The organism is Pseudomonas sp. NPDC008258 (assembly GCF_042956345.1).
GTDB lineage: Bacteria > Pseudomonadota > Gammaproteobacteria > Pseudomonadales > Pseudomonadaceae > Aquipseudomonas.
The window spans coordinates 48,214-68,855 of the sequence record NZ_JBIBGE010000007.1 but is presented as its reverse complement, the minus strand read 5'-3'; the positions used below and the strand labels follow the sequence as shown (position 1 = coordinate 68,855).

The following is a 20,642-nucleotide window of genomic DNA, read 5'->3' as shown; positions in this document are numbered from 1 at the left end:
TGGTTCCCGAAAGGGCCAGGTGCCTATTGGATAGGGACCGGGTTTCGACGCTGGCAAGCCGCAAAAGGCACATACCCACCGTGAATTCTGCACTGCTCATGCAGGCCTCTTCGCGGGCGCGCCCGCTCCCACAGGTACAGCGCCAACGCTGAGGCTTGCGCTTGACCTGTGGGAGCGGGCATGCCCGCGAAGAGGCCGGAACAGGCAAACAAAAAGCCCCGCATCCTTTCGGATACGGGGCTTTCAAGTTTTCACCCTTGGCGGGCACCCTTTTGGCTTGTGGCCGGTGCCGCCCTCAGGCTTCAACTTTACCGGGTCAGGCCAGCGCCTCGCGCGGCTTGCCAAGCATGCGGTCGCAGACCACGGCGCCAGCCAGGGTCACCACCGAAGGTACCAGCCAGGCCAGCCCCTGATCGCTCAGTGGCAGGTGCGCCATGAAGTCTGGCAGCACATGGGCAATGCTGCTGCCCTTGATCGCGTCAACCATGCCGAACACCAGCGACACCAGCATCACCGGCGCCAGGATGCGGGTCGGCGAGTTCCACAGGTCTTTCACGAAGCTCAGGCCGACCACCACGATGCAGGGTGGGTAGATGGCGGTGAGCACCGGGACCGAGAACATGATCAGCTTGGTCAGGCCCAGGTTGGAGATCAGCAGCGAGGAGCCTGCCAGGATCACCACCAGCGCACGGTACGACAGCGGCAAGATCTGGCTGAAGTACTCGGCACAGGCGCACGTCAGGCCAACCGCGGTCACCAGGCAAGCCAAGGCGATCAGCACGGCAAGGAAGCCGCTACCCAGCGAGCCGAAGGTGTGCTGCACGTAGGCATGCAGTACTGCCGCACCGTTGGTGGCGTCAGCCGCAATGTCGTGGCTGCCGGCACCCAGGCGGAACAGGCTGATGTACACCAGGGCCAGGCCGACACCGGCGATCAGGCCGGCGATGACGGCGTAGCGGGTGATCAGCTTCGGCGACTCGACACCGCGCGAGCGAATGGCGTTGACGATCACGATACCGAATACCAGGGCACCCAGGGTGTCCATGGTCAGGTAGCCATCGGAGAAGCCCTTGGAGAACGCGGCGGCGGCGTAGGCCGGCTGTGCCTCACCAATGGTGCCGGCCGGCAGCGCGAAGGCTGCAATACCCAGCACGGCCAAGGCGATGATTTTCAAGGGTGCCAGGAAGCGACCCACGGTATCGAGCAGTTTGCCCGGATACATGGACACGGCCAGGACCACGGCGAAATACACCAGGCTGTAGATGAACAGTGCCAGCGGGCTTTCACCGGTCAGCGGTGCAACGCCCACTTCGAACGACACGGTCGCCGTACGCGGGGTAGCGAACAGCGGGCCGACCGACAGGTAGCACACGGCCGCCAGCAGGCCGCCGAAGAACTTGCCAATCGGGCTGCTCAAGGCATCCATGCCGCCACCGACCTTGGCCAGAGCGACCACGGTGATGACCGGCAAGCCCACGGCGGTCACCAGGAAGCCCAGTGCAGCCATCCATACGTGCGGGCCAGACTGCAGGCCAACGATAGGCGGGAAGATGATATTGCCTGCACCGACGAAAAGCGCAAACGTCATAAAGCCAAGCGCCAGGATATCCTGGCCTTTGAGAACTTTCATTTAAGGTAGTACCACACTGCTGAAATCGGGATTCGAGAGGGGATTTCCCTATGGGTGAGGGAAATGCTGCCCGGCTTGATAGGCCAGACCCGTTTAGCGTGTCGTTCCCTTTTGGGGAGCGGGCACAGAGTGAACGCGTAGATTAACCGTTTTACCGGGTAAACGCACTGGCACAGTGCTGCTTGTCCGATGTGCGTACATGTTTGTCGTCTGTGCGACCGAGAACAGTAGGAATTATCCTCGGATTGAAACATTCGTCTGCATGAAAATTCCTATCAAACCCATCGAAAAATCCATGTCGCCTCCTCTGGCCTCTTCGCGGGCTTGCCCGCTCCCACAGGGATCACCACAGGTTCTGAATGCGGCGATCTTCTGTGGGAGCGGGCAAGCCCGCGAAGAGGCCAGCACAGGAATAACCAACGCCCAGAAACGACAAAGGCCACCCGAAGGTGGCCTCTGTGCGCGTGGGGGGTGTAGCAGTATTACTTCTTGGCTTCCCAGCCAGTCAGCTCGGCCAGGGCCTTGCCGATGTCAGCCAGGGAACGCACGGTTTTCACACCGGCGTCTTGCAGGGCGGCGAACTTCTCGTCCGCAGTGCCCTTGCCGCCAGAGATGATGGCGCCAGCGTGGCCCATGCGCTTGCCCGCAGGTGCAGTAACACCGGCGATGTACGAAACGACTGGCTTGGTCACGTGGGCCTTGATGTAGGCCGCCGCTTCTTCTTCAGCCGAACCGCCGATCTCACCGATCATGACGATCGCTTCGGTCTTCGGGTCTTCCTGGAACAGCTTCAGGATGTCGATGAAGTTGGAGCCCGGGATCGGGTCACCGCCGATGCCGACGCAGGTCGACTGGCCGAAGCCGGCGTCGGTGGTCTGCTTCACAGCTTCGTAGGTCAGGGTGCCGGAACGCGAAACGATACCGACCTTGCCTGGCAAGTGAATGTGACCTGGCATGATGCCGATCTTGCACTCGCCCGGGGTGATGACGCCTGGGCAGTTAGGGCCGATCAGGGTAACACCCAGCTCGTCGCACTTGACCTTGGCATCCAGCATGTCCAGGGTAGGAATGCCTTCGGTGATGCACACGATCAGCTTGATGCCGCCAAAGGCCGCTTCCAGGATCGAGTCTTTGCAGAAAGGAGCCGGAACGTAGATGACCGAAGCGTCAGCGCCGGTAGCTTCTACAGCTTCTTTTACAGTGTTGAACACTGGCAGGCCCAGGTGGGTGGTACCACCCTTGCCTGGGGTCACGCCGCCGACCATCTTGGTGCCGTAGGCGATGGCTTGTTCGGAGTGGAAAGTACCCTGCGAGCCGGTGAAGCCCTGGCAGATGACTTTGGTGTCTTTATTGATCAGGACGCTCATTACTTGCCCTCCGCAGCTTTTACAACTTGTTGAGCAGCGTCGGTCAGGCTGGTGGCCGCAATGATGTTCAAACCGCTTTCTGCCAGTACTTTAGCGCCCAGTTCAGCGTTGTTACCTTCAAGACGAACAACAACCGGAACTTTAACGCCAACTTCTTTCACTGCACCGATGATGCCTTCGGCAATCATGTCGCAGCGAACGATGCCGCCGAAGATGTTGACCAGAACGGCCGCGACATTGCTGTCGGACAGAATGATCTTGAACGCTTCGGTAACGCGCTCTTTGGTAGCACCGCCGCCAACGTCGAGGAAGTTGGCTGGCTTGCCGCCATGCAGGTTGACGATGTCCATGGTACCCATGGCCAGGCCGGCACCGTTGACCATGCAGCCGATGTTGCCTTCCAGGGCAACGTAGTTCAGTTCGAACTTGGCAGCGTGGGCTTCACGGGCGTCGTCCTGCGACGGGTCGTGGAAGGTTTTCAGCTTGGGCTGACGGTACATGGCGTTGGCGTCGATGTTGATCTTGGCATCGAGGCAGTGCAGGTCGCCATCGGCCTTGATCACCAGCGGGTTCACTTCCAGCAGGGCCAGGTCGTGATCCTTGAACAGCTTGGCCAGACCCACGAAGATCTTGGCGAACTGTTGTACTTGCTTGCCTTCCAGACCCAGCTGGAATGCCAGCTCGCGACCCTGGAACGGCTGAGCGCCGACCAGCGGATCGATGGTGGCCTTGAGGATCTTCTCAGGTGTTTCGTGAGCAACTTTCTCGATGTCCACGCCACCTTCGGTGGAAGCCATGAACACGATACGGCGGCTCGAACGATCGACTACAGCGCCCAGGTACAGCTCTTTGGCGATGTCAGTGCAGGATTCGACCAGAATCTTGGAGACAGGCTGACCGTTGGCATCAGTCTGGTAGGTAACCAGATTCTTGCCCAACCACTGTGCAGCGAACGCCTTGGCGTCTTCCTTGCTGCGAACCAGCTTTACGCCGCCCGCTTTGCCGCGACCACCCGCGTGAACCTGGGCTTTGACAACCCACTCGTTCCCGCCGATCTTGTCGCAGGCTTCTGCAGCTTGCTCAGGGGTATCGACTGCGAAACCCTTGGAAACTGGCAGGCCGTATTCAGCGAACAGCTGCTTACCCTGATACTCGTGAAGATTCATGCTTTTTACCGTCTTCGTTAGGTACTGCGCTTCGGCGCTGCGCCATTACTGGCGCCGCACCACCTGTGACCGTTGACCCCGGGTTTTCCCGTGTGATCCGGTCCGGCGGACGTTCCGCGGTGAGTCATGCACGCAAGACTCACGACGGGCTGCCCGCCGTGGTTTCTTATAATTAACGCTTCTTACGGTTGGCCACGTGAATGGCGCCGCCATTCACCGCCAGCGCTGCTTCATGCAACGCTTCGGACAGGGTTGGATGGCTGAAGACCATCATGCCCAGATCCTCGGCACTGGTGCCGAATTCCATTGCGATTGCACCCTGCTGCACCAGTTCGGCAGCCGATGGGCCAATCACGTGTACACCCAGGACGCGGTCGGTCTTGGCATCGGCGATGACCTTGACGAAACCACCGGTGTCGTTGGCCGCCATCGCACGGCCGCTGGCCGCGAACGGGAAGGTGCCTACGTTAACCTCAACACCCTCGGCCTTCAAGGACTGTTCGGTCTTGCCGACCCATGCAATTTCCGGGTGGGTGTAGATAACCGACGGGATCAGGTCGTAGTTCATCTGGGCCTTGTGGCCCTTGATGCGCTCGACAACCATGATGCCCTCTTCCGAAGCCTTGTGGGCCAGCATCATGCCGCGTACCACGTCACCGATGGCGAACACGCCCGGAACGCTGGTGGCGCAGTGGTCGTCGACGAAGATGTAGCCACGCTCGTCGATGGTCACGCCGCTGTCGGCAGCCAGCAGGTCGGTGGTGACAGGGCGACGGCCGACCGCAACGATCAGCTTGTCGAAGGTGATCTTCTGCTCGCCTTCGGCGTTGGTGTAGGTCACTTCGACTTCGTTGCCGTTGACTTTCGAGCCGGTGACGCGAGCGCCCAGCTTGATGTCCAGGCCTTGCTTGGTCAGGGTCTTCTGGGCTTCTTTCGACACGGCGGTGTCGGCAGCCATCAGGAAGGTGTCCAGGGCTTCCAGGACGGTGACTTCAGCACCCAGGCGAGCCCATACCGAGCCCAGCTCCAGGCCGATCACGCCGGCACCGATAACGCCCAGGCGCTTCGGTACGGCCTGGAATTCCAGGGCGCCGGTGGAGTCGACGATGACATTCTGGTCGACCGGAGCCGGCGGAATGTCGATCGGGCGCGAGCCGGAGGCCAGGATCACGTTCTCGGCTTCGATGACTTCGGTGGTGCCGTCAGCCTTGGTGACTTCGACTTTCTTGCCAGCCAGCAGTTTGCCGTGGCCCTGGATCGAAGTAACGCCGTTGGCCTTGAACAGGGTGGCAACGCCACCGGTCAGGTTCTTGACGATGCCAGCCTTGCGGCCAACCATCGCGGCAACGTCCATCTTCACTTCGCCAGTGGAGATACCGTGGACGTTGAAGCTCTCTTTGGCTTCCTTGTACTTCCAGGAGCTGTCCAGCAGCGCCTTGGATGGGATGCAACCTACGTTCAGGCAGGTGCCGCCCAGGGCCAGCTTGCCCTCGGCGTCGGTGTACTTCTCGATACAGGCAGTCTTCAGACCGAGTTGGGCAGCCTTGATGGCAGCCACATAGCCGCCAGGACCTGCACCAATCACCACTACGTCGAATTTCTGGGTCATAAAAGATTCCTTATCAGCTACAAGCTACAAGCCGCGAACCGCGCGGCATGGCTTCTTGCGAAGCCAAGGCCGGCACGGTACGCAGCCAGAGGGTTAGATGTCCAGCAGCAGGCGAGACGGATCTTCCAGCAGGTTCTTGATGGTGACCAGGAAGGTTACCGCTTCCTTGCCGTCGATCAGGCGGTGATCGTACGACAGCGCCAGGTACATCATCGGGCGAATCACGACCTGGCCATTGATGGCCATCGGGCGCTGGATGATGTTGTGCATGCCGAGAATGGCAGCCTGCGGCGGGTTGACGATCGGGGTCGACATCATCGAGCCGAAGGTACCACCGTTGGTGATGGTGAAGGTGCCGCCGGTCATTTCTTCGATCGACAGCTTGCCGTCACGGGCCTTCTTGCCGAAGGTGGCAATGCCGTTCTCGATTTCAGCCAGGCTCATCGACTCTGCGTTACGCAGTACCGGTACCACCAGGCCACGGTCGCTGGACACGGCAACGCCGACGTCGGCAAAGCCGTGGTAGACGATGTCGTTGCCGTCGATCGACGCGTTCACGGCCGGGAAGCGCTTGAGGGCTTCGGTGGCAGCCTTGACGAAGAACGACATGAAGCCCAGGCGCACACCATTGTGGGTCTTCTCGAACAGGTCCTTGTACTTCGAACGCAGCGCCATGACTTCGGTCATGTCCACTTCGTTGAAGGTGGTCAGCATCGCCATGTTGGACTGGGCTTCAACCAGACGCTCGGCGATCTTGGCACGCAGACGGGTCATCGGCACGCGCTTCTCGGTGCGGTCGCCAGCAGCGACGACAACCGGGGCAGCAGCAGCGGCAGCTGGCTTGGCAGCCGGCGCAGCGGCAGGCGCCGACTTCTTGTTGGCGACGGCAGCGACGACGTCTTCCTTGGTGATGCGACCGCCTTTGCCAGTGCCGGCAACGGTAGCCAGGTCGATGCCGTTCTCTTCAGCCAGCTTGCGGGCAGCTGGCGCGGCGACCGGGTCGTCTTCGCCAGCGTCGGCAGCGGCAGCAGCCGGGGCAGCAGCGGCCGGAGCGGCAGCTGGAGCAGCGGCGGCAGCGCCGCCTTCAACGATCGAACCCAGTACTTCGTCGGACAGGACGGTGTCGCCCTCGCCCTTGACGATGGCGCCCAGCACGCCGTCGGCGGTGGCCAGTACTTCCAGGACGACCTTGTCGGTCTCGATGTCGACGATCAGCTCGTCACGCTTGACGGCTTCGCCCGGCTGCTTGTGCCAGGTGGCAACGGTGCCATCGGCAACCGATTCCGGGAAGGTTGGGGCTTTGATCTCGATAGCCATTGTCAGTGTTTCCTTAAATTCGGTTTCAGGTGCGCGAAGGCGTTAGACAGTGAAGGCGTCTTGCAGCAGTTTTTCCTGCTGTTCGGCGTGCTTCGATGCGTAACCACAAGCTGGCGCGGCGGAAGCGTCGCGGCCGGCGTATTCCAGGACCAGTGCCTTGTTGTGGCGGCCCAGGATACGGCGCATGTGGTGCTGGCTGCTGTACCAGGCGCCCTGGTTCATCGGCTCTTCCTGGCACCAGACGGCATGCTTGAGGTTGCTGTATTGCGCCAGGATTTCGACCAGGTCGTCCTCCGGGAACGGGTACAGCTGCTCGAGACGCAGGATGGCGATGTCTTCGCGGCCTTCGGCACGGCGTTTTTCCAGCAGGTCGTAGTAGACCTTGCCACTGCACAGCACCAGGCGCTCGACCTTGGCCGGATCGATTGCATCGATTTCCGGGATCACGGTCTGGAACGAGCCTTCTGCCAGGTCTTCCAGCGTCGAGATGGCCAGCTTGTGGCGCAGCAGCGACTTGGGCGTCAGGACTACCAGCGGCTTGCGCAGCGGGCGAATGACCTGGCGACGCAGCAGGTGGTAGATCTGTGCCGGGGTGGTCGGTACGCAAACCTGGATGTTGTGCTCGGCGCACAGCTGCAGGTAACGCTCCAGACGCGCGGAGGAGTGCTCCGGGCCCTGCCCTTCGTAACCGTGTGGCAGCAGCATGGTCAGACCGCACAGGCGGCCCCACTTGTGCTCACCGCTGGTGATGAACTGGTCGATCACCACTTGCGCACCGTTGGCGAAGTCGCCGAACTGGGCTTCCCAGATCACCAGCGCGTTCGGCGTGGTGGTGGAATAGCCGTATTCGAAGGCCAGTACCGCTTCCTCGGACAGGAACGAATCGTACAGGTCGAAACGTGGCTGGCCCGGGAACAGGTTCTGCAGCGGAATGTAGGTGCTGGCGTCCTTCTGGTTGTGCAACACCGCATGGCGGTGCGAGAAGGTGCCACGGCCGATGTCCTGGCCGGTCATGCGGATCGGGTGGCCTTCGAACTGCAGGGTGGCGTAAGCCATGGTCTCTGCATAACCCCAGTTGATCGGCAAGCCACCGGCCTGCATCTTCTGGCGATCTTCGTAGATCTTCGAAACCTGACGCTGAACGACGAAGCCTTCTGGCAGTTCCAGCAGCTTGGCCGACAGGTCCTGCAGGGTCTTGAGGTCGAAGCGGGTGTCGTGACGCGCGGTCCAGGCGTGGCCCAGGTACGGACGCCAGTCGACGAACAGCTCGCGGTTCGGCTCCTTGACCAGGCTTTTCACCACGTGCAGGCCATTGTCCAGCGCGTTGCGGTACTCGTCGATCTTGGCCTGAGCGCGCTCGGCGTCGATGCGACCGGCCTGGATCAGCGCCTCGGCATACAGTTCACGGGTGGTGCGCTGCTTGCTGATCTGCTGATACATCAGCGGCTGGGTGCCGTTCGGCTCGTCGGCCTCGTTGTGGCCACGACGACGGTAGCAGACCAGGTCGATGACCACGTCACGCTTGAACTGCATGCGGTAATCGATGGCCAGCTGGGTGACGAACAGCACGGCTTCCGGGTCATCGCCGTTCACGTGCAGGATCGGCGCCTGGATCATCTTGGCAACGTCGGTGGCGTACTCGGTAGAGCGCGCGTCCAGCGGGTTGCTGATGGTGAAACCAACCTGGTTGTTGATCACGATGTGCACGGTACCGCCGGTCTTGAAACCGCGGGTCTGCGACATCTGGAAGGTTTCCATGACCACGCCCTGGCCGGCGAATGCTGCGTCGCCGTGGATCGAGATCGGCAGCACCTTGTCGCCAACGGTGTCGTTGCGGCGGTCCTGACGGGCGCGTACCGAACCTTCGACCACTGGCGAAACGATTTCCAGGTGGGACGGGTTGAACGCCATGGCCAGGTGCACTTCGCCACCCGGGGTCATCACGTTCGAGGAGAAGCCCTGGTGATACTTCACGTCACCCGAGCCCAGCTCGTTCATCTTCTTGCCTTCGAACTCGTCGAACAGCTCGCGCGGGTTCTTGCCGAAGGTGTTCACCAGTACGTTCAGGCGGCCACGGTGAGCCATGCCGATCACGACTTCCTTGGTACCGTAGGAACCGGAACGCTGGATCATCTCGTCCAGCATCGGGATCAGGCTTTCGCCGCCCTCAAGGCCGAAACGCTTGGTGCCTGGGTACTTGGTGCCCAGGTATTTCTCAAGGCCTTCACCGGCAGTCACACGCTCGAGCAGGTGAGTTTGCACATCGGCGGAGAACTCCGGACGGCCGCGCACGCTTTCCAGGCGCTGCTGGAACCAGCTGCGCTGCTCGGAATCGACGATGTGGGTGAACTCGGCGCCAATGGTGCGACAATATGTCTTCTGGAGCGCCTCGGCGATCTCGCGTAGGCTCGCCTCCTCTTTGCCGATGAACAGGTCGCCGGCACGGAAAGTCGTATCAAGATCGGCATTGGTCAAGCCGTAGTGATTGATCGACAGGTCTACAGGCGCCGGACGCTGCCACAACCCCAACGGGTCGAGCTTGGCAGCCTGATGGCCGCGCATACGATAGGCCTGGATCAGTCGCAGAACTTCAACCTGCTTCTTCTCGTGTTCACTGCTCACGCTCCCGGCAGATACCGGTTGAGCGCGGCGCTGGTTCTTTGCCAGCAGTACGAAATGGTCGCGGATTGTCGAGTGCGATACATCAGTAGCGGTGCTGCCGTCGGCGGGCAACTTCTGGAAGTAGGTGCGCCACTCTTCTGGCACAGCGTTAGGGTCGTGCAGGTAGAGCTCGTAGAGCTCTTCCACATATGCAGCGTTACCACCTGAAAGGTGGGCGCTATCCCACATGCGCTGCATCACGCTTTCTTGCATGCTTGGTCACCCTCGGTTAGGGGACTGATCGGCGAGAGCCACAGCAAACCTGGAAAAGTCCGAATAAAGCGACTGAACCACGCCACTTGGATCCTGCTGATTTTCCGGGTACCAGCCCGGAAAGCCCCTGCTGGTCTCATATCTTCATAGGTATGAACGCGGGCTTTGTGGGCCCTTGTTCGGGTTTTACCTCAGTGCGGGCTCACCACCCGCACCTCGGCTTACTGCAGTTACAACAGGTTGTATCAGGTGCCGCTTTGCAGCAGCATGTTACGTACGTGACCGATTGCCTTGGTAGGGTTCAGACCTTTCGGGCAAACGTTCACGCAGTTCATGATCCCGCGGCAGCGGAATACGCTGAACGGGTCATCCAGGGACGCCAGGCGCTCCTGAGTCTTGGTGTCACGGCTGTCAGCCAGGAAGCGGTAGGCTTGCAGCAGCGCGGCAGGGCCCAGGAACTTGTCCGGGTTCCACCAGAACGACGGGCAGGACGTGGAGCAGCACGCGCACAGGATGCACTCGTACAGGCCGTCCAGCTTGTCGCGATCTTCCGGCGACTGCAGGCGCTCGATGGCCGGCGCCGGGGTATCGTTCTGCAGGAACGGCTTCACCTTCTCGTACTGCTTGTAGAAGATGCTCATGTCGACCACCAGGTCACGAATGACCGGCAGGCCTGGCAGCGGGCGCAGAACCAGCTTGTTGCCTTTGACCACACCCGACAGCGGGGTGATGCAGGCCAGGCCGTTCTTGCCGTTCATGTTCATGCCATCGGAACCGCAAACGCCTTCACGGCAGGAGCGACGGTACGAGAAACCTTCGTCCTTTTCCTTGATCAGCGCCAATACATCGAGAACCATCAGGTCCTTGCCGCCGGTATCGACGTCGAACGACTCCATCTTGGGCGCCGAGTCGGTATCCGGGTTGTAACGATAAACTTCGACTTTCAACATAGCAGCCACCCTTAGTAAGTCCGGACTTTTGGTTCGAAGGCTGGAACAGTCTTCGGCGCAAAGTTGACGCCACGCTTGGCAACGCGCTTCTCACCCGGGTAGTACAGGGTGTGGCACAGCCAGTTTTCGTCGTCACGGTCTTCGAAGTCTTCACGGGCGTGAGCGCCGCGGGACTCTTTACGGGCTTCGGCCGCGATGGCGGTAGCTTCGGCGACTTCCAGCAGGTTCTGCAGCTCCAGCGCTTCGATACGCGCGGTGTTGAAGGCCTGGGACTTGTCGTTGATCTTGACGTTGGCGATACGCTCGCGCAGGCCAGCCAGCTGCTCGATACCCTTCAGCATGTATTCGCCAGTACGGAATACACCGAAGTAGTTCTGCATGCAGCTCTGCAGCTCGCGCTTCAGGCTGGCAACGTCTTCACCCGTGGTACGCCCGTTGAGGTTGTTCAGGCGGCTCAGGGCAACATCGATGTCGGTGTCGCTGGCGTCGAGGTGTTCGATGCCGTCGCTCAGCGCCTTCTCCAGGTGCAGGCCGGCAGCACGGCCGAATACCACCAGGTCGAGCAGCGAGTTGCCGCCCAGGCGGTTGGCACCGTGAACCGATACGCACGCCACTTCACCTACGGCGAACAGGCCAGGGATGATGTGATCCTTGCCTTCCTCGTCCATGGTGATGGCCTGGCCATGAATGTTGGTGGCAACGCCGCCCATCATGTAGTGGCAGGTCGGCACGACCGGAACCGGCGCAACGACCGGGTCGACGTGGGCGAAGGTCTTGGACAGTTCGCAGATACCCGGCAGGCGGCTGTGCAGCACTTCCTCGCCCAGGTGGTCCAGCTTCAGCAGTACGTGGTCCTTGTTCGGGCCCACGCCGTTGCCGGCGATGATTTCCTTGACCATGGAACGGGCAACAACGTCGCGGCCAGCCAGGTCTTTCGCGTTCGGCGCGTAACGCTCCATGAAGCGCTCGCCGTGGGCGTTGATCAGGTAGCCACCTTCACCGCGGCAACCTTCGGTAACCAGTACACCGGCACCGGCGATACCGGTCGGGTGGAACTGCCACATCTCGATGTCTTGCACCGGCACGCCTGCACGCAGCGCCATGCCGATACCGTCACCGGTGTTGATCAGGGCGTTGGTGGTGGAGGCGTAGATACGACCGGCACCGCCAGTGGCCAGAACAGTGGCCTTGGACTTGATGTACATGGTTTCGCCGGTTTCGATGCAGATTGCGATCACACCGACGAACGCGCCTTCCTGGTTCTTCACCAGGTCAACAGCGTAGTACTCGTTGAGGAAGGTGGTACCGGCTTTCAGGTTGCCCTGGTACAGGGTGTGCAGCAGCGCGTGACCAGTACGGTCGGAAGCGGCACAGGTACGGGCGGCCTGGCCACCTTTACCGAAGTCCTTGGACTGGCCACCGAACGGACGCTGGTAGATGCGGCCGGTTTCGGTACGCGAGAACGGCAGGCCCATGTGGTCCAGCTCGAAGACCGCAGCCGGGCCTTCCTGACACATGTACTCGATAGCGTCCTGGTCACCGATGTAGTCGGAGCCCTTGACGGTATCGTACATGTGCCAGCGCCAATCGTCGTTCGGGTCGGCCGAAGCGATGGCGCAGGTGATGCCGCCCTGGGCGGATACAGTGTGCGAACGGGTCGGGAAGACCTTGGTGACTACGGCAGTCTTGTGGCCGCCTTGAGCCAGTTGCAGCGCAGCGCGCATGCCGGCGCCGCCACCACCGATGATGATGGCGTCGAAGGAAATGGTTGGAATGCTAGCCATGGATCAGATACCCCAGAGAATCTGCACACCCCAGACGAAGTAAGCGAACATCGCAACGCCGCATACCGCCTGGAACAGGAAACGAATCGCAGTTGCCGACTTGCCGAACGACATAGGCGTCAGGTAGTCGGTTGCAATGGTCCACATGCCGACCCAGGCGTGAGCGCCCAGGGCAACGAGGGCCAGCAAGCTGAAGATTCGCATCGCGTTGTTGGAGAACAGACCATGCCACTGGGTGTAGTCGATGCCTGGGTGGGCGACCACGTAGCCGATCAGGAAGAGGAAGTAAGCCGCGAGAACGACCGCAGAAACGCGCTGCGCCATCCAGTCATAGAGGCCCGAACGCGACAGGTTCGTGACATTGGTTACCATACCCAAACTCCCACCAGAACGATCAGCACCACGGAGATGACGATCACGATTTTCGAGCCCAGCTTGCCGCCTTCCAGCGTCTCACCGATACCCATGTCCATGATCAGGTGACGAACACCTGCCACGAGGTGATAAAGCAGGGCAGACAACAGGCCCCAGGTCACGAACTTGGCCAGCGGGCTGGTCAGACACGCCTTCACCTCACCGAAGCCTTCCTCGGAACCCAGCGACTTGCCCAGTGCATAAAGCATGATGGCAAGGCCGAGGAACAGGATGACGCCGGAGATACGGTGCAGGATGGACGTGTACGCAGTGACAGGAAGCTTGATGGTCCTTAGGTCTAGGTTTACAGGTCGTTGGCTTTTCACGGCTTTTTTCACACTGAAGAGCCCCTAGCGAATCAGGGCAAAGTTGTTGGTAAGTGTACTGGTCAGGTACCCACCACCCAGGGAACGGCGACCCCCAGCAGTTCGGGCTTGCAAGCCCCTGGCGGTCGGGTGCCGAGTATAGACAGTTAGGCTGCTTATGACAACGTGACGGGGTAGCCCAAATAGCGCATTGCCTTTAGCGAGCAAAAGGCGTAAATGGGCGAGAATTTCGGGAAAAATCAGGCTTGAATGCTTGATTCAACAAGCCTTTAGGCAAATTGACATCTGAATTTATCCCTCTATAGTGGTGCGGGCCCTGCGTGGGGGGTCTGTCTGATGATTTCTAGCATTAATAGGAGGCCACATGGCTGACAAAAAAGCGCAGTTGGTCATCGAGGGCGCTGCCCCCGTCGAGCTGCCCATTTTAACCGGCACCGTTGGTCCTGATGTAATCGACGTCCGCGGGTTGGGGGCCACTGGTCACTTCACCTTCGACCCTGGTTTCATGGCGACCGCCTCGTGCGAGTCCAAGATCACCTACATTGACGGCGACAAAGGGATCCTGCTGCACCGCGGCTACCCGATCGAGCAACTCGCCGAACAGTCCGACTACCTCGAAACCTGCTACCTGCTGCTGAACGGCGAACTGCCGAATGCCGAGCAGAAGGCCCAGTTCGTCAGCACCGTGAAAAACCACACCATGGTTCACGAGCAGCTGAAGTCGTTCTTCAACGGTTTCCGTCGCGACGCTCACCCGATGGCGGTGATGTGCGGCGTGGTCGGTGCACTGTCGGCGTTCTATCACGACTCCCTGGACATCAATAACCCGCAACACCGTGAAATTTCCGCGGTGCGCCTGGTCGCCAAGATGCCGACCCTGGCCGCGATGGTTTACAAGTACTCCATGGGCCAGCCGATGATGTACCCGCGCAACGACCTGTCGTACGCGGAAAACTTCCTGCACATGATGTTCAACACCCCGTGCGAGATCAAACCGATCAGCCCGGTGCTGGCCAAGGCAATGGACCGGATCTTCATCCTCCACGCCGACCACGAGCAGAACGCCTCCACCTCCACCGTTCGCCTGGCAGGCTCGTCGGGTGCCAACCCGTTCGCCTGTATCGCCGCCGGTATCGCCGCACTGTGGGGCCCGGCCCACGGCGGTGCGAACGAAGCAGTACTGACCATGCTCGATGAGATCGGCGATGTTTCGAACATCGACAAGTTCATCGCCAAGGCCAAGGACAAGAACGACCCGTTCAAGCTCATGGGCTTCGGTCACCGCGTGTACAAGAACCGCGACCCGCGCGCCACCGTGATGAAGCAGACCTGCGACGAAGTCCTGCGCGAGCTGGGCATCAAGAACGACCCGCAGCTGGAACTGGCCATGCGCCTGGAAGAGATCGCCCTGACCGATCCTTACTTCATCGAGCGCTCGCTGTACCCGAACGTCGACTTCTACTCGGGGATCATCCTCAAGGCGATCGGCATTCCGACCAGCATGTTCACCGTGATCTTCGCCCTGGCACGTACCGTGGGCTGGATTTCGCACTGGAAAGAAATGCTCTCCAGCCCGTACAAGATCGGCCGCCCGCGCCAGCTGTACACCGGCGAGCAGAAGCGCGACATCGTTTCGCTGAAGGACCGCAAGTAAGCTGTAACAGCCGAACGCAAAAAGGCTGCCCTCGGGCAGCCTTTTTTATTGCCTCACTCCTGTGCCGGCCTCTTCGCGGGCTTGCCCGCTCCCACAGGGACCGCACAGATGCTGAAACCTGCGCCGTACCTGTGGGAGCGGGCAAGCCCGCGAAGAGGCCGGCACAGGCAGCACAAAACCTCAGTTTTTCTCAGCCCGCTCCCGCAACCCTTTCAGGGTATTGAACGGCGCATCCACCACGAACTTGTTGGCCACCATCGCCGGCACACTACCGCCCGGCTCGGTGTGCACCTGGTAGGTCACTTCAGTGCTATCGCCCTTGGGCACCAGCTTCCAGAAGCCTTCGACCTTGGCCACCCGCACAAAGCCCTTCTCTTCCGGGACATAGGTCGGCTCTTCGACCAGATTACGGGTCAGGCTGCCGTCAGCACCCTTGACCGTGGTGATATGCAGCACGGAATCGCGCGGCGTCACCGGCCAAGGCGTATTGAACTGGGTGTAGGTCCAGCTCTGGTCGCCTTCATGCTTGAGCAGCTTCTGCGACTTGCACTCATGAATCCAGGCACAGGCCCCAGCCACGTCTTCCTGCAACGCCTGGACCTTGGCCAGCGGCGCCTTGATCACGGTGACGCCCTGATAGGCCTTGTACTTGGAACCCGCCACTTCGCTGAGGGAAATCCTGATCCCCTCCTCGTCCTTGGCCACTTGCCAGTTTTCGGCCCAGGCGGCAGGGGACAGCAGCACACCCACGCCACACAGCAGTGCAATACGCTTGAACGATCTCATCATGTTTATCCTTGTTGTCGAAGATCCAGCCTGTCACGCCGCCGTCATCTGCTCCCACCAGCCAAGAATCCTGATTGCCTCGTCACGATCACTGCCGCACACCTCGACATCCGCCTTGAAACCACCGCATACCGCCGGCCGCTCAGGCTTGCCGAACAGGTCGCAGAGGTTGGCAGCCGTCAAGTGCAGGCAGCGCTCGCCCGCCGGCTTGCCATTGGGCATGCGCGGCATCGCGGATGTGATGGACGGGGCAATGCAGCAGGCACCGCAGCCCTCACGGCAATTCATGGCTATTCACCAAAATCAGGACTCCCTGGAACAAAACGGGACGAACGTCCCTGGATAGTAACGGCTCAAACAGCTGTTTGAAATTGCTGGCACGATGAAATCTGCTGTGACCAAGCAGTCAGTTACCGTCTACTGGCGATACTCGAAATCGATGGCCGCCCCTTCCACGTCATGACGGCTGTCATTGCGCAGTTGCAGCTGCATTTCGTTGTTGATCAGCCGGCCATTGAGCTGGAACGGGCTGTCGTTGGTCTCTGGCTTTTCGGTGAACATGGGCGGCAGCAAAGGTTTGCGTCGCTGGATCGGCGACGGGGTGCCCACGTTCGGCTCGAGGTCATTGACCATATTCACTGGCAGGCTGAGGTCCAGCTTTGCCTTGGGCAGTGGTTTGGCTACCGCCTTGCTGACCGGCTTGCGCGCCTTTGCCTTGCTGTTGCCCGCCTTCTTTGCCGCCTGCTTCTGCACAGGCTTGGCTACCGCCTTTTTTTGCACTGGCTTGCTTTGGGCTGCCTGCGCCTGGCTTGCCGGCTGCGCAGCCAAGGCTGGACTGCCCGGGTAGCATAACGGTGCAAGACACACGATCAGGGCAACACAGCGCAAAGCATTCATGGCAAATGGACAGACTGGCAGGAAAGGTGCGTATGCTCCATGTTCCAAAGGCGGCTGGCAAGCCTTACAAAAGTGTGAGCGCAGGCTCCCTGCACAGCTGCTGAGCCAGCAAACCGAGGGTAATCACTGCCCGCTCGGCCTCCTTGTTCCACGGAATACCGCAATTGAGGCGGATACAATGGTTGAACTGCTCTGTATTGCTGAATATTAGCCCTGGCGCAATGCTGATGCCCTGCTCCAGCGCCCGCACGTGCAACTCCTGCGTGTTGACCCGCCCAGGCAAGCTCACCCAGAGGATGAAACCGCCCGTCGGCCGGGTCATCTGCGTACCCTCGGGGAAGTGCTGCTGCACCGCCAACTGATAGGCGCTGAGGTTCTTGCGATACTCCTGGCGAATGTAGCGCAGGTGCCGGTCGTAGCCGCCATTTTCCAAGTAGGCCGCCACCCCCATCTGCGTGACGCTGCAGGCCGAATGAGTGGTGAAAGTCTGCAGGCGCTGGATCTCGTCCTGGTAACGCCCGGCAATCATCCAGCCGACACGCACGCCGGGGGACAGGGTCTTGGAGAAGCTTGAGCAGTAGATCACCCGGTCCAGCCGGTCGAACGCTTTCAGTGCCTTGGTCTTGCCCTGCTCGAACATCAACTCGCCATAGATGTCGTCCTCGACGATCTGGATATCGAAGTCGGACGCCAGGCGCAACAGCTGCTTCTGCCGCTCTTCGGGGACGGTCCCCCCCAGCGGGTTGCTCAGCCGCGAGGTCAGCACCAGCGCCTTGATCGACCACTGGTTGGCAGCCAGCTGCAAGGCTTCAAGGCTGATGCCCGTAGACGGGTCACTGGGGATCTCGATCACCTTCAGGCCCAACAGGTCGGCCAGTTGCAGCAGGCCGTAATAGGTTGGCGACTCGGCGGCGATCAGATCCCCCGGCCGGGTCAACACACGCAGCGACATTTGCAGCGCATCGACACAGCCATGGGTCACGATCACTTCACGCGGGTCGACCAGCACGCCGGCGTCACGCATGCGAATGGCGATCTGCCGGCGCAGCGGCTCGAAACCCGGGCTGAACATGTAGCTGAAGGCGCGCGGGCTGTGAAAGCGGGTGACCTTGGCAATTTGCTGATGCAGCGCGCGCACCGGCAGGTAATCGACATGCGGTACCGCAGCACCGAACGGGAACACACCATCACGGCGCGCCTCGGTGAGTACTTGCTGGATGATGCTGGCACGGGTGACCAGGCCGGGGCGCTCCACCCGGGCAATGTCCGGCGTTTGCGCAGTCAGGGCGGGCGTCTGGTGCACGTAGTAGCCCGATTGTGGCCGTGCGCGAATCAACCCTTGGTCTTCGAGGTTGGCGTACGCCTGCAGCACCGTGGCATGGCTGACATTGAGCTGGGCGCTCATCTTGCGCACGGAGGGTACCCGCTCGCCTGGCTGGTAGACACCACGACGGATGTCATCGGCCAGTTGCTGGGCGATACGCTGGTACAGCAGCAGGTTGGTCATGGCGGCAGGCTCGTTGTTCTTGTGCGGCTCAGTGACGGTAGAGGATACCGTAACAGTTGCAAAGTGTACTGGGACAGAATGCAACATAGTCGACAATACAACAGCGTGATAGCTATCGAAACGATTAAACCGTGCCTAACCGATGGAAAGCGGGGCTGCTTCGCAGCCCATCGCCGGCAAGCCAGCTCCCACAGGGATTACACAGGGCTAGAAGTCTGCGCGATCCCTGTGGGAGCTGGCTTGCCGGCGATGGGCCGCAAAGCGGCCCCTTTTTCACATCAATCAGCGCGCTGGCGCGAGCTTGCCCTTGTCATCGGAGAATACAATCTCGACCCGGCGGTTCTGCGCCCTGCCCCGCTCCGAGGCATTGGCCTCGATCGGGTACTGGTCACCATAGCCTTCAACCTGCAGGCGCTTTTCGTCGATGCCAAGGTCAACCAGCATGTCGGCCACAGCCTGCGCACGGTCGCGGGACAACTTCAGGTTGTCCTCGGCCGCGCCGGTGCTGTCGGTATAGCCCTCGATACGCACCACCCGCCGCGGGTTGAGCTGAAGGAATTGCACCAGCTTGAGCACCGTGCGGCTGGCCGAGTTCTTCAGGTCGGCACGGCCGGTATCGAACAGCACGTCCCCCAGGGTCATTACCAGGCCACGGTCGGCCTGCTCCGATGCCAGTGCCGCAATTTGCGACTCGACCCACTTGCCCTGCTGCTGCACGCTGGCCAGCTTGGCCTCGCGCAACGCCAGTTGCAGGCGCTGACGCTCAAGGTCAAGCTTGGCCTGGCGCTCCTGGTTCAGCGACAGCTTGGCATGCTCACTGGCAATCTCGCTGTAGCGCTGGCTGAGGTAAGCATAATGACGCACATCGGAACCGGTGCCGATGTAGCTGGACAGCCGCTCGGCGCGGGCCAGCGACTCGCCTGCGCGGATCACGTCACGCGGCGCACTGCGCAGCACATCGGAATCATCCTTGACCTTCGCGAAGGCGGCACTGGCCTCATCCAGCGCGGCCGAGCTGCGCTGGCTGGCGCAGCCTTGCAAGCCTGCCGCCAGCATCAGCAAGGCCAGCGCAGCCAATGGAGTACGGCGGATCATGGCTGCACCTCCAGCTGCTTGCGCAAGCGCTTGACCCGCGATTGCAGCAACTGCAGTTGCTCTTCGCTCTTCTGGTTCAGCACCTGAGCCTCGGCCAGGCGTGCATCCAGCTCGGCCTGCTCGGCCCGCATGCGTGCATCGCGGTAGTCTTCGGTGAGCATGTTGGTCTTGGCACGGGCCAGCTTGTCTTCAGCCAGCTTCAACGTTTCGACCTGCTCGGTGGCGCCTACGGCCCTGGCCTGCTCCAGTGCCTGTTCGGAAATGCGCATCTGCTCGTCAGGAGCCGGATCATTGGCGCAGCCAGCCAGGCCAAGCACGGCCAAGGCAAGAATCAAGGGTTGGGTTCTCACGCAATCTTCCTAGTGTTTGGGGGCATCCGCCGGTACCTGCAACTGCGCTTTCCAGCGCTCTACATTGCGTTGCAGGACGGCCTCGGACGCACCGGAGATCGGCAATTCTGTCAGTTTTTTCGCCAATTGCCCACGCAACCAGCTGTCATTGCATGCCGAGTTGTGCGAAAGGGCCAGGTACAGGCCCGGCCGGTCCACCGGCAGGCCGCGGGCGATAAGGTCGTTGCTCATGCCCAGGCTCTGGGCCATGGCCATGCCCGAATAGCGGCCGGCCAGCACATAATCCACCTGGCCGAGCACCAGTTTCTGGAACGCCTGGGTCAAATTCTGCGCCGGCACCAGCTTCAACTGGGCCTTGGCGAAGGCGGTGAAGGCCGGGGTCAGCCGCGCTCGCTCGGACAAGCTGCCCTGGTACCGGGCCAGGTCTGCCGGGCCGTCGAAGGTCAACTCGGCATCGTGACGGGTCCACACCAGGTATTCATTCAGTTGCAACGGCGGATGAATGTAGTCCAGCGCAGTCAGTTGCTCGACCTGCATCGGTGTATCGAGCAGCAGATCCATACGCCCGCTGCGCACTTCCTCCAGTGCCTGGTCGCGACGGCCGGCATTCAGCACTTCCACCTTTACACCCAGCTCGCCAGCCACCTGGCGCAACAGGTCGACATTGGCACCGATCAGGTGTTTCGGGTCTTTCGGGTCTTGCCACGAATAGGGCGGCGCATCCGGGCTGCCGGTTGCCACCAGGCGCTCGCATTTACCTGCGGCCATGGCCAGTGGTGACATCAACAGCGCCACACATGCCAGCGCCCTGCCCGCTCCGCGCAACATCATCCCTCACTCCTTGTATTGCTTGACCCGGCCCTATCGCCGGCAAGCCAGCTCCCACAGGTACGGCACAGCGCTCAAGGGCAGTGCT

The 20,642-nt window shown here is 61.0% G+C and carries 18 protein-coding genes; 1 reads left to right on the top strand and 17 read right to left on the bottom strand.

Annotated elements, in window-relative coordinates:
- Positions 1-316: 316 nt before the first annotated feature.
- From brnQ to sdhC, 10 genes are all read right to left on the bottom strand, one after another.
- A complete protein-coding gene (brnQ, locus tag ACFY9W_RS07580) occupies positions 317-1,630 on the bottom strand; it encodes a branched-chain amino acid transport system II carrier protein (RefSeq protein WP_391127907.1) in 1,314 nt (437 codons plus the stop codon).
- A gap of 482 nt (positions 1,631-2,112) precedes the next feature.
- A complete protein-coding gene (sucD, locus tag ACFY9W_RS07575) occupies positions 2,113-2,997 on the bottom strand; it encodes a succinate--CoA ligase subunit alpha (protein ID WP_003254203.1) in 885 nt (294 codons plus the stop codon).
- The gene (sucC, locus tag ACFY9W_RS07570; RefSeq protein WP_003254205.1) at positions 2,997-4,163 is read right to left on the bottom strand and encodes an ADP-forming succinate--CoA ligase subunit beta; all 1,167 of its coding nucleotides are present in this window, start codon (positions 4,161-4,163) and stop codon (positions 2,997-2,999) included. Before sucC ends, sucD begins: the two co-directional genes overlap by 1 nt.
- 172 nt (positions 4,164-4,335) lie before the next feature.
- Entirely contained in the window at positions 4,336-5,772 is a 1,437-nt protein-coding gene (gene lpdA, locus ACFY9W_RS07565) for a dihydrolipoyl dehydrogenase (protein WP_284356601.1), read from the bottom strand.
- Positions 5,773-5,865: 93 nt separating this feature from the next.
- Positions 5,866-7,089, bottom strand: coding sequence for a 2-oxoglutarate dehydrogenase complex dihydrolipoyllysine-residue succinyltransferase (gene odhB / locus ACFY9W_RS07560; RefSeq protein ID WP_391127902.1), 1,224 nt, complete (start codon positions 7,087-7,089; stop codon positions 5,866-5,868).
- 42 nt (positions 7,090-7,131) lie between these two features.
- On the bottom strand, positions 7,132-9,963 hold the full coding sequence (locus ACFY9W_RS07555) for a 2-oxoglutarate dehydrogenase E1 component (RefSeq protein ID WP_391127899.1): 2,832 nt from the start codon (positions 9,961-9,963) through the stop codon (positions 7,132-7,134).
- A gap of 245 nt (positions 9,964-10,208) precedes the next feature.
- Positions 10,209-10,913: a succinate dehydrogenase iron-sulfur subunit gene (locus ACFY9W_RS07550; RefSeq protein ID WP_012315348.1), complete on the bottom strand. Its 705-nt coding sequence runs from the start codon at positions 10,911-10,913 to the stop codon at positions 10,209-10,211.
- Between the two features lie 11 nt (positions 10,914-10,924).
- Positions 10,925-12,697: a succinate dehydrogenase flavoprotein subunit gene (gene sdhA, locus ACFY9W_RS07545; protein ID WP_346643265.1), complete on the bottom strand. Its 1,773-nt coding sequence runs from the start codon at positions 12,695-12,697 to the stop codon at positions 10,925-10,927.
- A 3-nt stretch (positions 12,698-12,700) separates the two neighbouring features.
- Entirely contained in the window at positions 12,701-13,069 is a 369-nt protein-coding gene (gene sdhD / locus ACFY9W_RS07540) for a succinate dehydrogenase, hydrophobic membrane anchor protein (RefSeq protein ID WP_003254214.1), read from the bottom strand.
- Positions 13,063-13,449: a succinate dehydrogenase, cytochrome b556 subunit gene (sdhC, locus tag ACFY9W_RS07535; RefSeq protein WP_012315350.1), complete on the bottom strand. Its 387-nt coding sequence runs from the start codon at positions 13,447-13,449 to the stop codon at positions 13,063-13,065. The genes sdhD and sdhC overlap by 7 nt, the downstream gene beginning before the upstream one ends.
- A gap of 352 nt (positions 13,450-13,801) precedes the next feature.
- On the opposite strand from sdhC, the gene gltA reads away from it, so the two are divergent.
- A complete protein-coding gene (gltA, locus tag ACFY9W_RS07530; protein ID WP_391127893.1) occupies positions 13,802-15,091 on the top strand; it encodes a citrate synthase in 1,290 nt (429 codons plus the stop codon).
- Between the two features lie 180 nt (positions 15,092-15,271).
- On the opposite strand, the gene ACFY9W_RS07525 is transcribed toward gltA, so the two are convergent.
- The 7 genes from ACFY9W_RS07525 to ACFY9W_RS07495 all read right to left on the bottom strand — a co-directional run bounded on the left by ACFY9W_RS07525 (position 15,272) and on the right by ACFY9W_RS07495 (position 20,557).
- Positions 15,272-15,877, bottom strand: coding sequence for an START domain-containing protein (locus tag ACFY9W_RS07525; protein ID WP_391128244.1), 606 nt, complete (start codon positions 15,875-15,877; stop codon positions 15,272-15,274).
- A 33-nt stretch (positions 15,878-15,910) separates the two neighbouring features.
- Positions 15,911-16,165, bottom strand: coding sequence for a YkgJ family cysteine cluster protein (locus tag ACFY9W_RS07520; RefSeq protein WP_009684718.1), 255 nt, complete (start codon positions 16,163-16,165; stop codon positions 15,911-15,913).
- 129 nt (positions 16,166-16,294) lie between these two features.
- Positions 16,295-16,774 carry a hypothetical protein gene (locus ACFY9W_RS07515; protein ID WP_391127889.1) on the bottom strand — a complete coding sequence of 160 codons (480 nt, stop codon included), beginning with the start codon at positions 16,772-16,774 and terminating at the stop codon, positions 16,295-16,297.
- Positions 16,775-16,838: 64 nt separating this feature from the next.
- Positions 16,839-18,281: an aminotransferase class I/II-fold pyridoxal phosphate-dependent enzyme gene (locus ACFY9W_RS07510; protein WP_391127886.1), complete on the bottom strand. Its 1,443-nt coding sequence runs from the start codon at positions 18,279-18,281 to the stop codon at positions 16,839-16,841.
- Between the two features lie 282 nt (positions 18,282-18,563).
- Complete coding sequence (locus ACFY9W_RS07505) at positions 18,564-19,376, bottom strand: OmpA family protein (RefSeq protein ID WP_391127882.1); 813 nt, start codon at positions 19,374-19,376, stop codon at positions 18,564-18,566.
- A complete protein-coding gene (locus ACFY9W_RS07500; RefSeq protein WP_391127879.1) occupies positions 19,373-19,726 on the bottom strand; it encodes a DUF4398 domain-containing protein in 354 nt (117 codons plus the stop codon). Before ACFY9W_RS07500 ends, ACFY9W_RS07505 begins: the two co-directional genes overlap by 4 nt.
- 9 nt (positions 19,727-19,735) lie before the next feature.
- Positions 19,736-20,557 (bottom strand): transporter substrate-binding domain-containing protein, encoded by an 822-nt coding sequence (locus tag ACFY9W_RS07495; protein ID WP_391127876.1) that lies wholly within the window; start codon positions 20,555-20,557, stop codon positions 19,736-19,738.
- Between the last annotated feature and the right edge of the window lie 85 nt (positions 20,558-20,642).

Excerpts from the sequence above, each read along its gene's own strand:
- gltA (WP_391127893.1), top strand. The coding sequence starts at position 13,802 with ATGGCTGACAAAAAAGCGCAGTTGGTCATCGAGGGCGCTGCCCCCGTC.
- ACFY9W_RS07495 (WP_391127876.1), bottom strand. The coding sequence starts at position 20,557 with ATGATGTTGCGCGGAGCGGGCAGGGCGCTGGCATGTGTGGCGCTGTTG.
- sdhA (WP_346643265.1), bottom strand. The coding sequence starts at position 12,697 with ATGGCTAGCATTCCAACCATTTCCTTCGACGCCATCATCATCGGTGGT.
- ACFY9W_RS07510 (WP_391127886.1), bottom strand. The coding sequence starts at position 18,281 with ATGACCAACCTGCTGCTGTACCAGCGTATCGCCCAGCAACTGGCCGAT.
- ACFY9W_RS07525 (WP_391128244.1), bottom strand. The coding sequence starts at position 15,877 with ATGAGATCGTTCAAGCGTATTGCACTGCTGTGTGGCGTGGGTGTGCTG.
- odhB (WP_391127902.1), bottom strand. The coding sequence starts at position 7,089 with ATGGCTATCGAGATCAAAGCCCCAACCTTCCCGGAATCGGTTGCCGAT.
- ACFY9W_RS07515 (WP_391127889.1), bottom strand. The coding sequence starts at position 16,774 with ATGAATGCTTTGCGCTGTGTTGCCCTGATCGTGTGTCTTGCACCGTTA.
- brnQ (WP_391127907.1), bottom strand. The coding sequence starts at position 1,630 with ATGAAAGTTCTCAAAGGCCAGGATATCCTGGCGCTTGGCTTTATGACG.
- ACFY9W_RS07520 (WP_009684718.1), bottom strand. The coding sequence starts at position 16,165 with ATGAATTGCCGTGAGGGCTGCGGTGCCTGCTGCATTGCCCCGTCCATC.
- sucD (WP_003254203.1), bottom strand. The coding sequence starts at position 2,997 with ATGAGCGTCCTGATCAATAAAGACACCAAAGTCATCTGCCAGGGCTTC.
- ACFY9W_RS07550 (WP_012315348.1), bottom strand. The coding sequence starts at position 10,913 with ATGTTGAAAGTCGAAGTTTATCGTTACAACCCGGATACCGACTCGGCG.
- sdhD (WP_003254214.1), bottom strand. The coding sequence starts at position 13,069 with ATGGTAACCAATGTCACGAACCTGTCGCGTTCGGGCCTCTATGACTGG.
- ACFY9W_RS07555 (WP_391127899.1), bottom strand. The coding sequence starts at position 9,963 with ATGCAAGAAAGCGTGATGCAGCGCATGTGGGATAGCGCCCACCTTTCA.
- sucC (WP_003254205.1), bottom strand. The coding sequence starts at position 4,163 with ATGAATCTTCACGAGTATCAGGGTAAGCAGCTGTTCGCTGAATACGGC.
- lpdA (WP_284356601.1), bottom strand. The coding sequence starts at position 5,772 with ATGACCCAGAAATTCGACGTAGTGGTGATTGGTGCAGGTCCTGGCGGC.
- ACFY9W_RS07505 (WP_391127882.1), bottom strand. The coding sequence starts at position 19,376 with ATGATCCGCCGTACTCCATTGGCTGCGCTGGCCTTGCTGATGCTGGCG.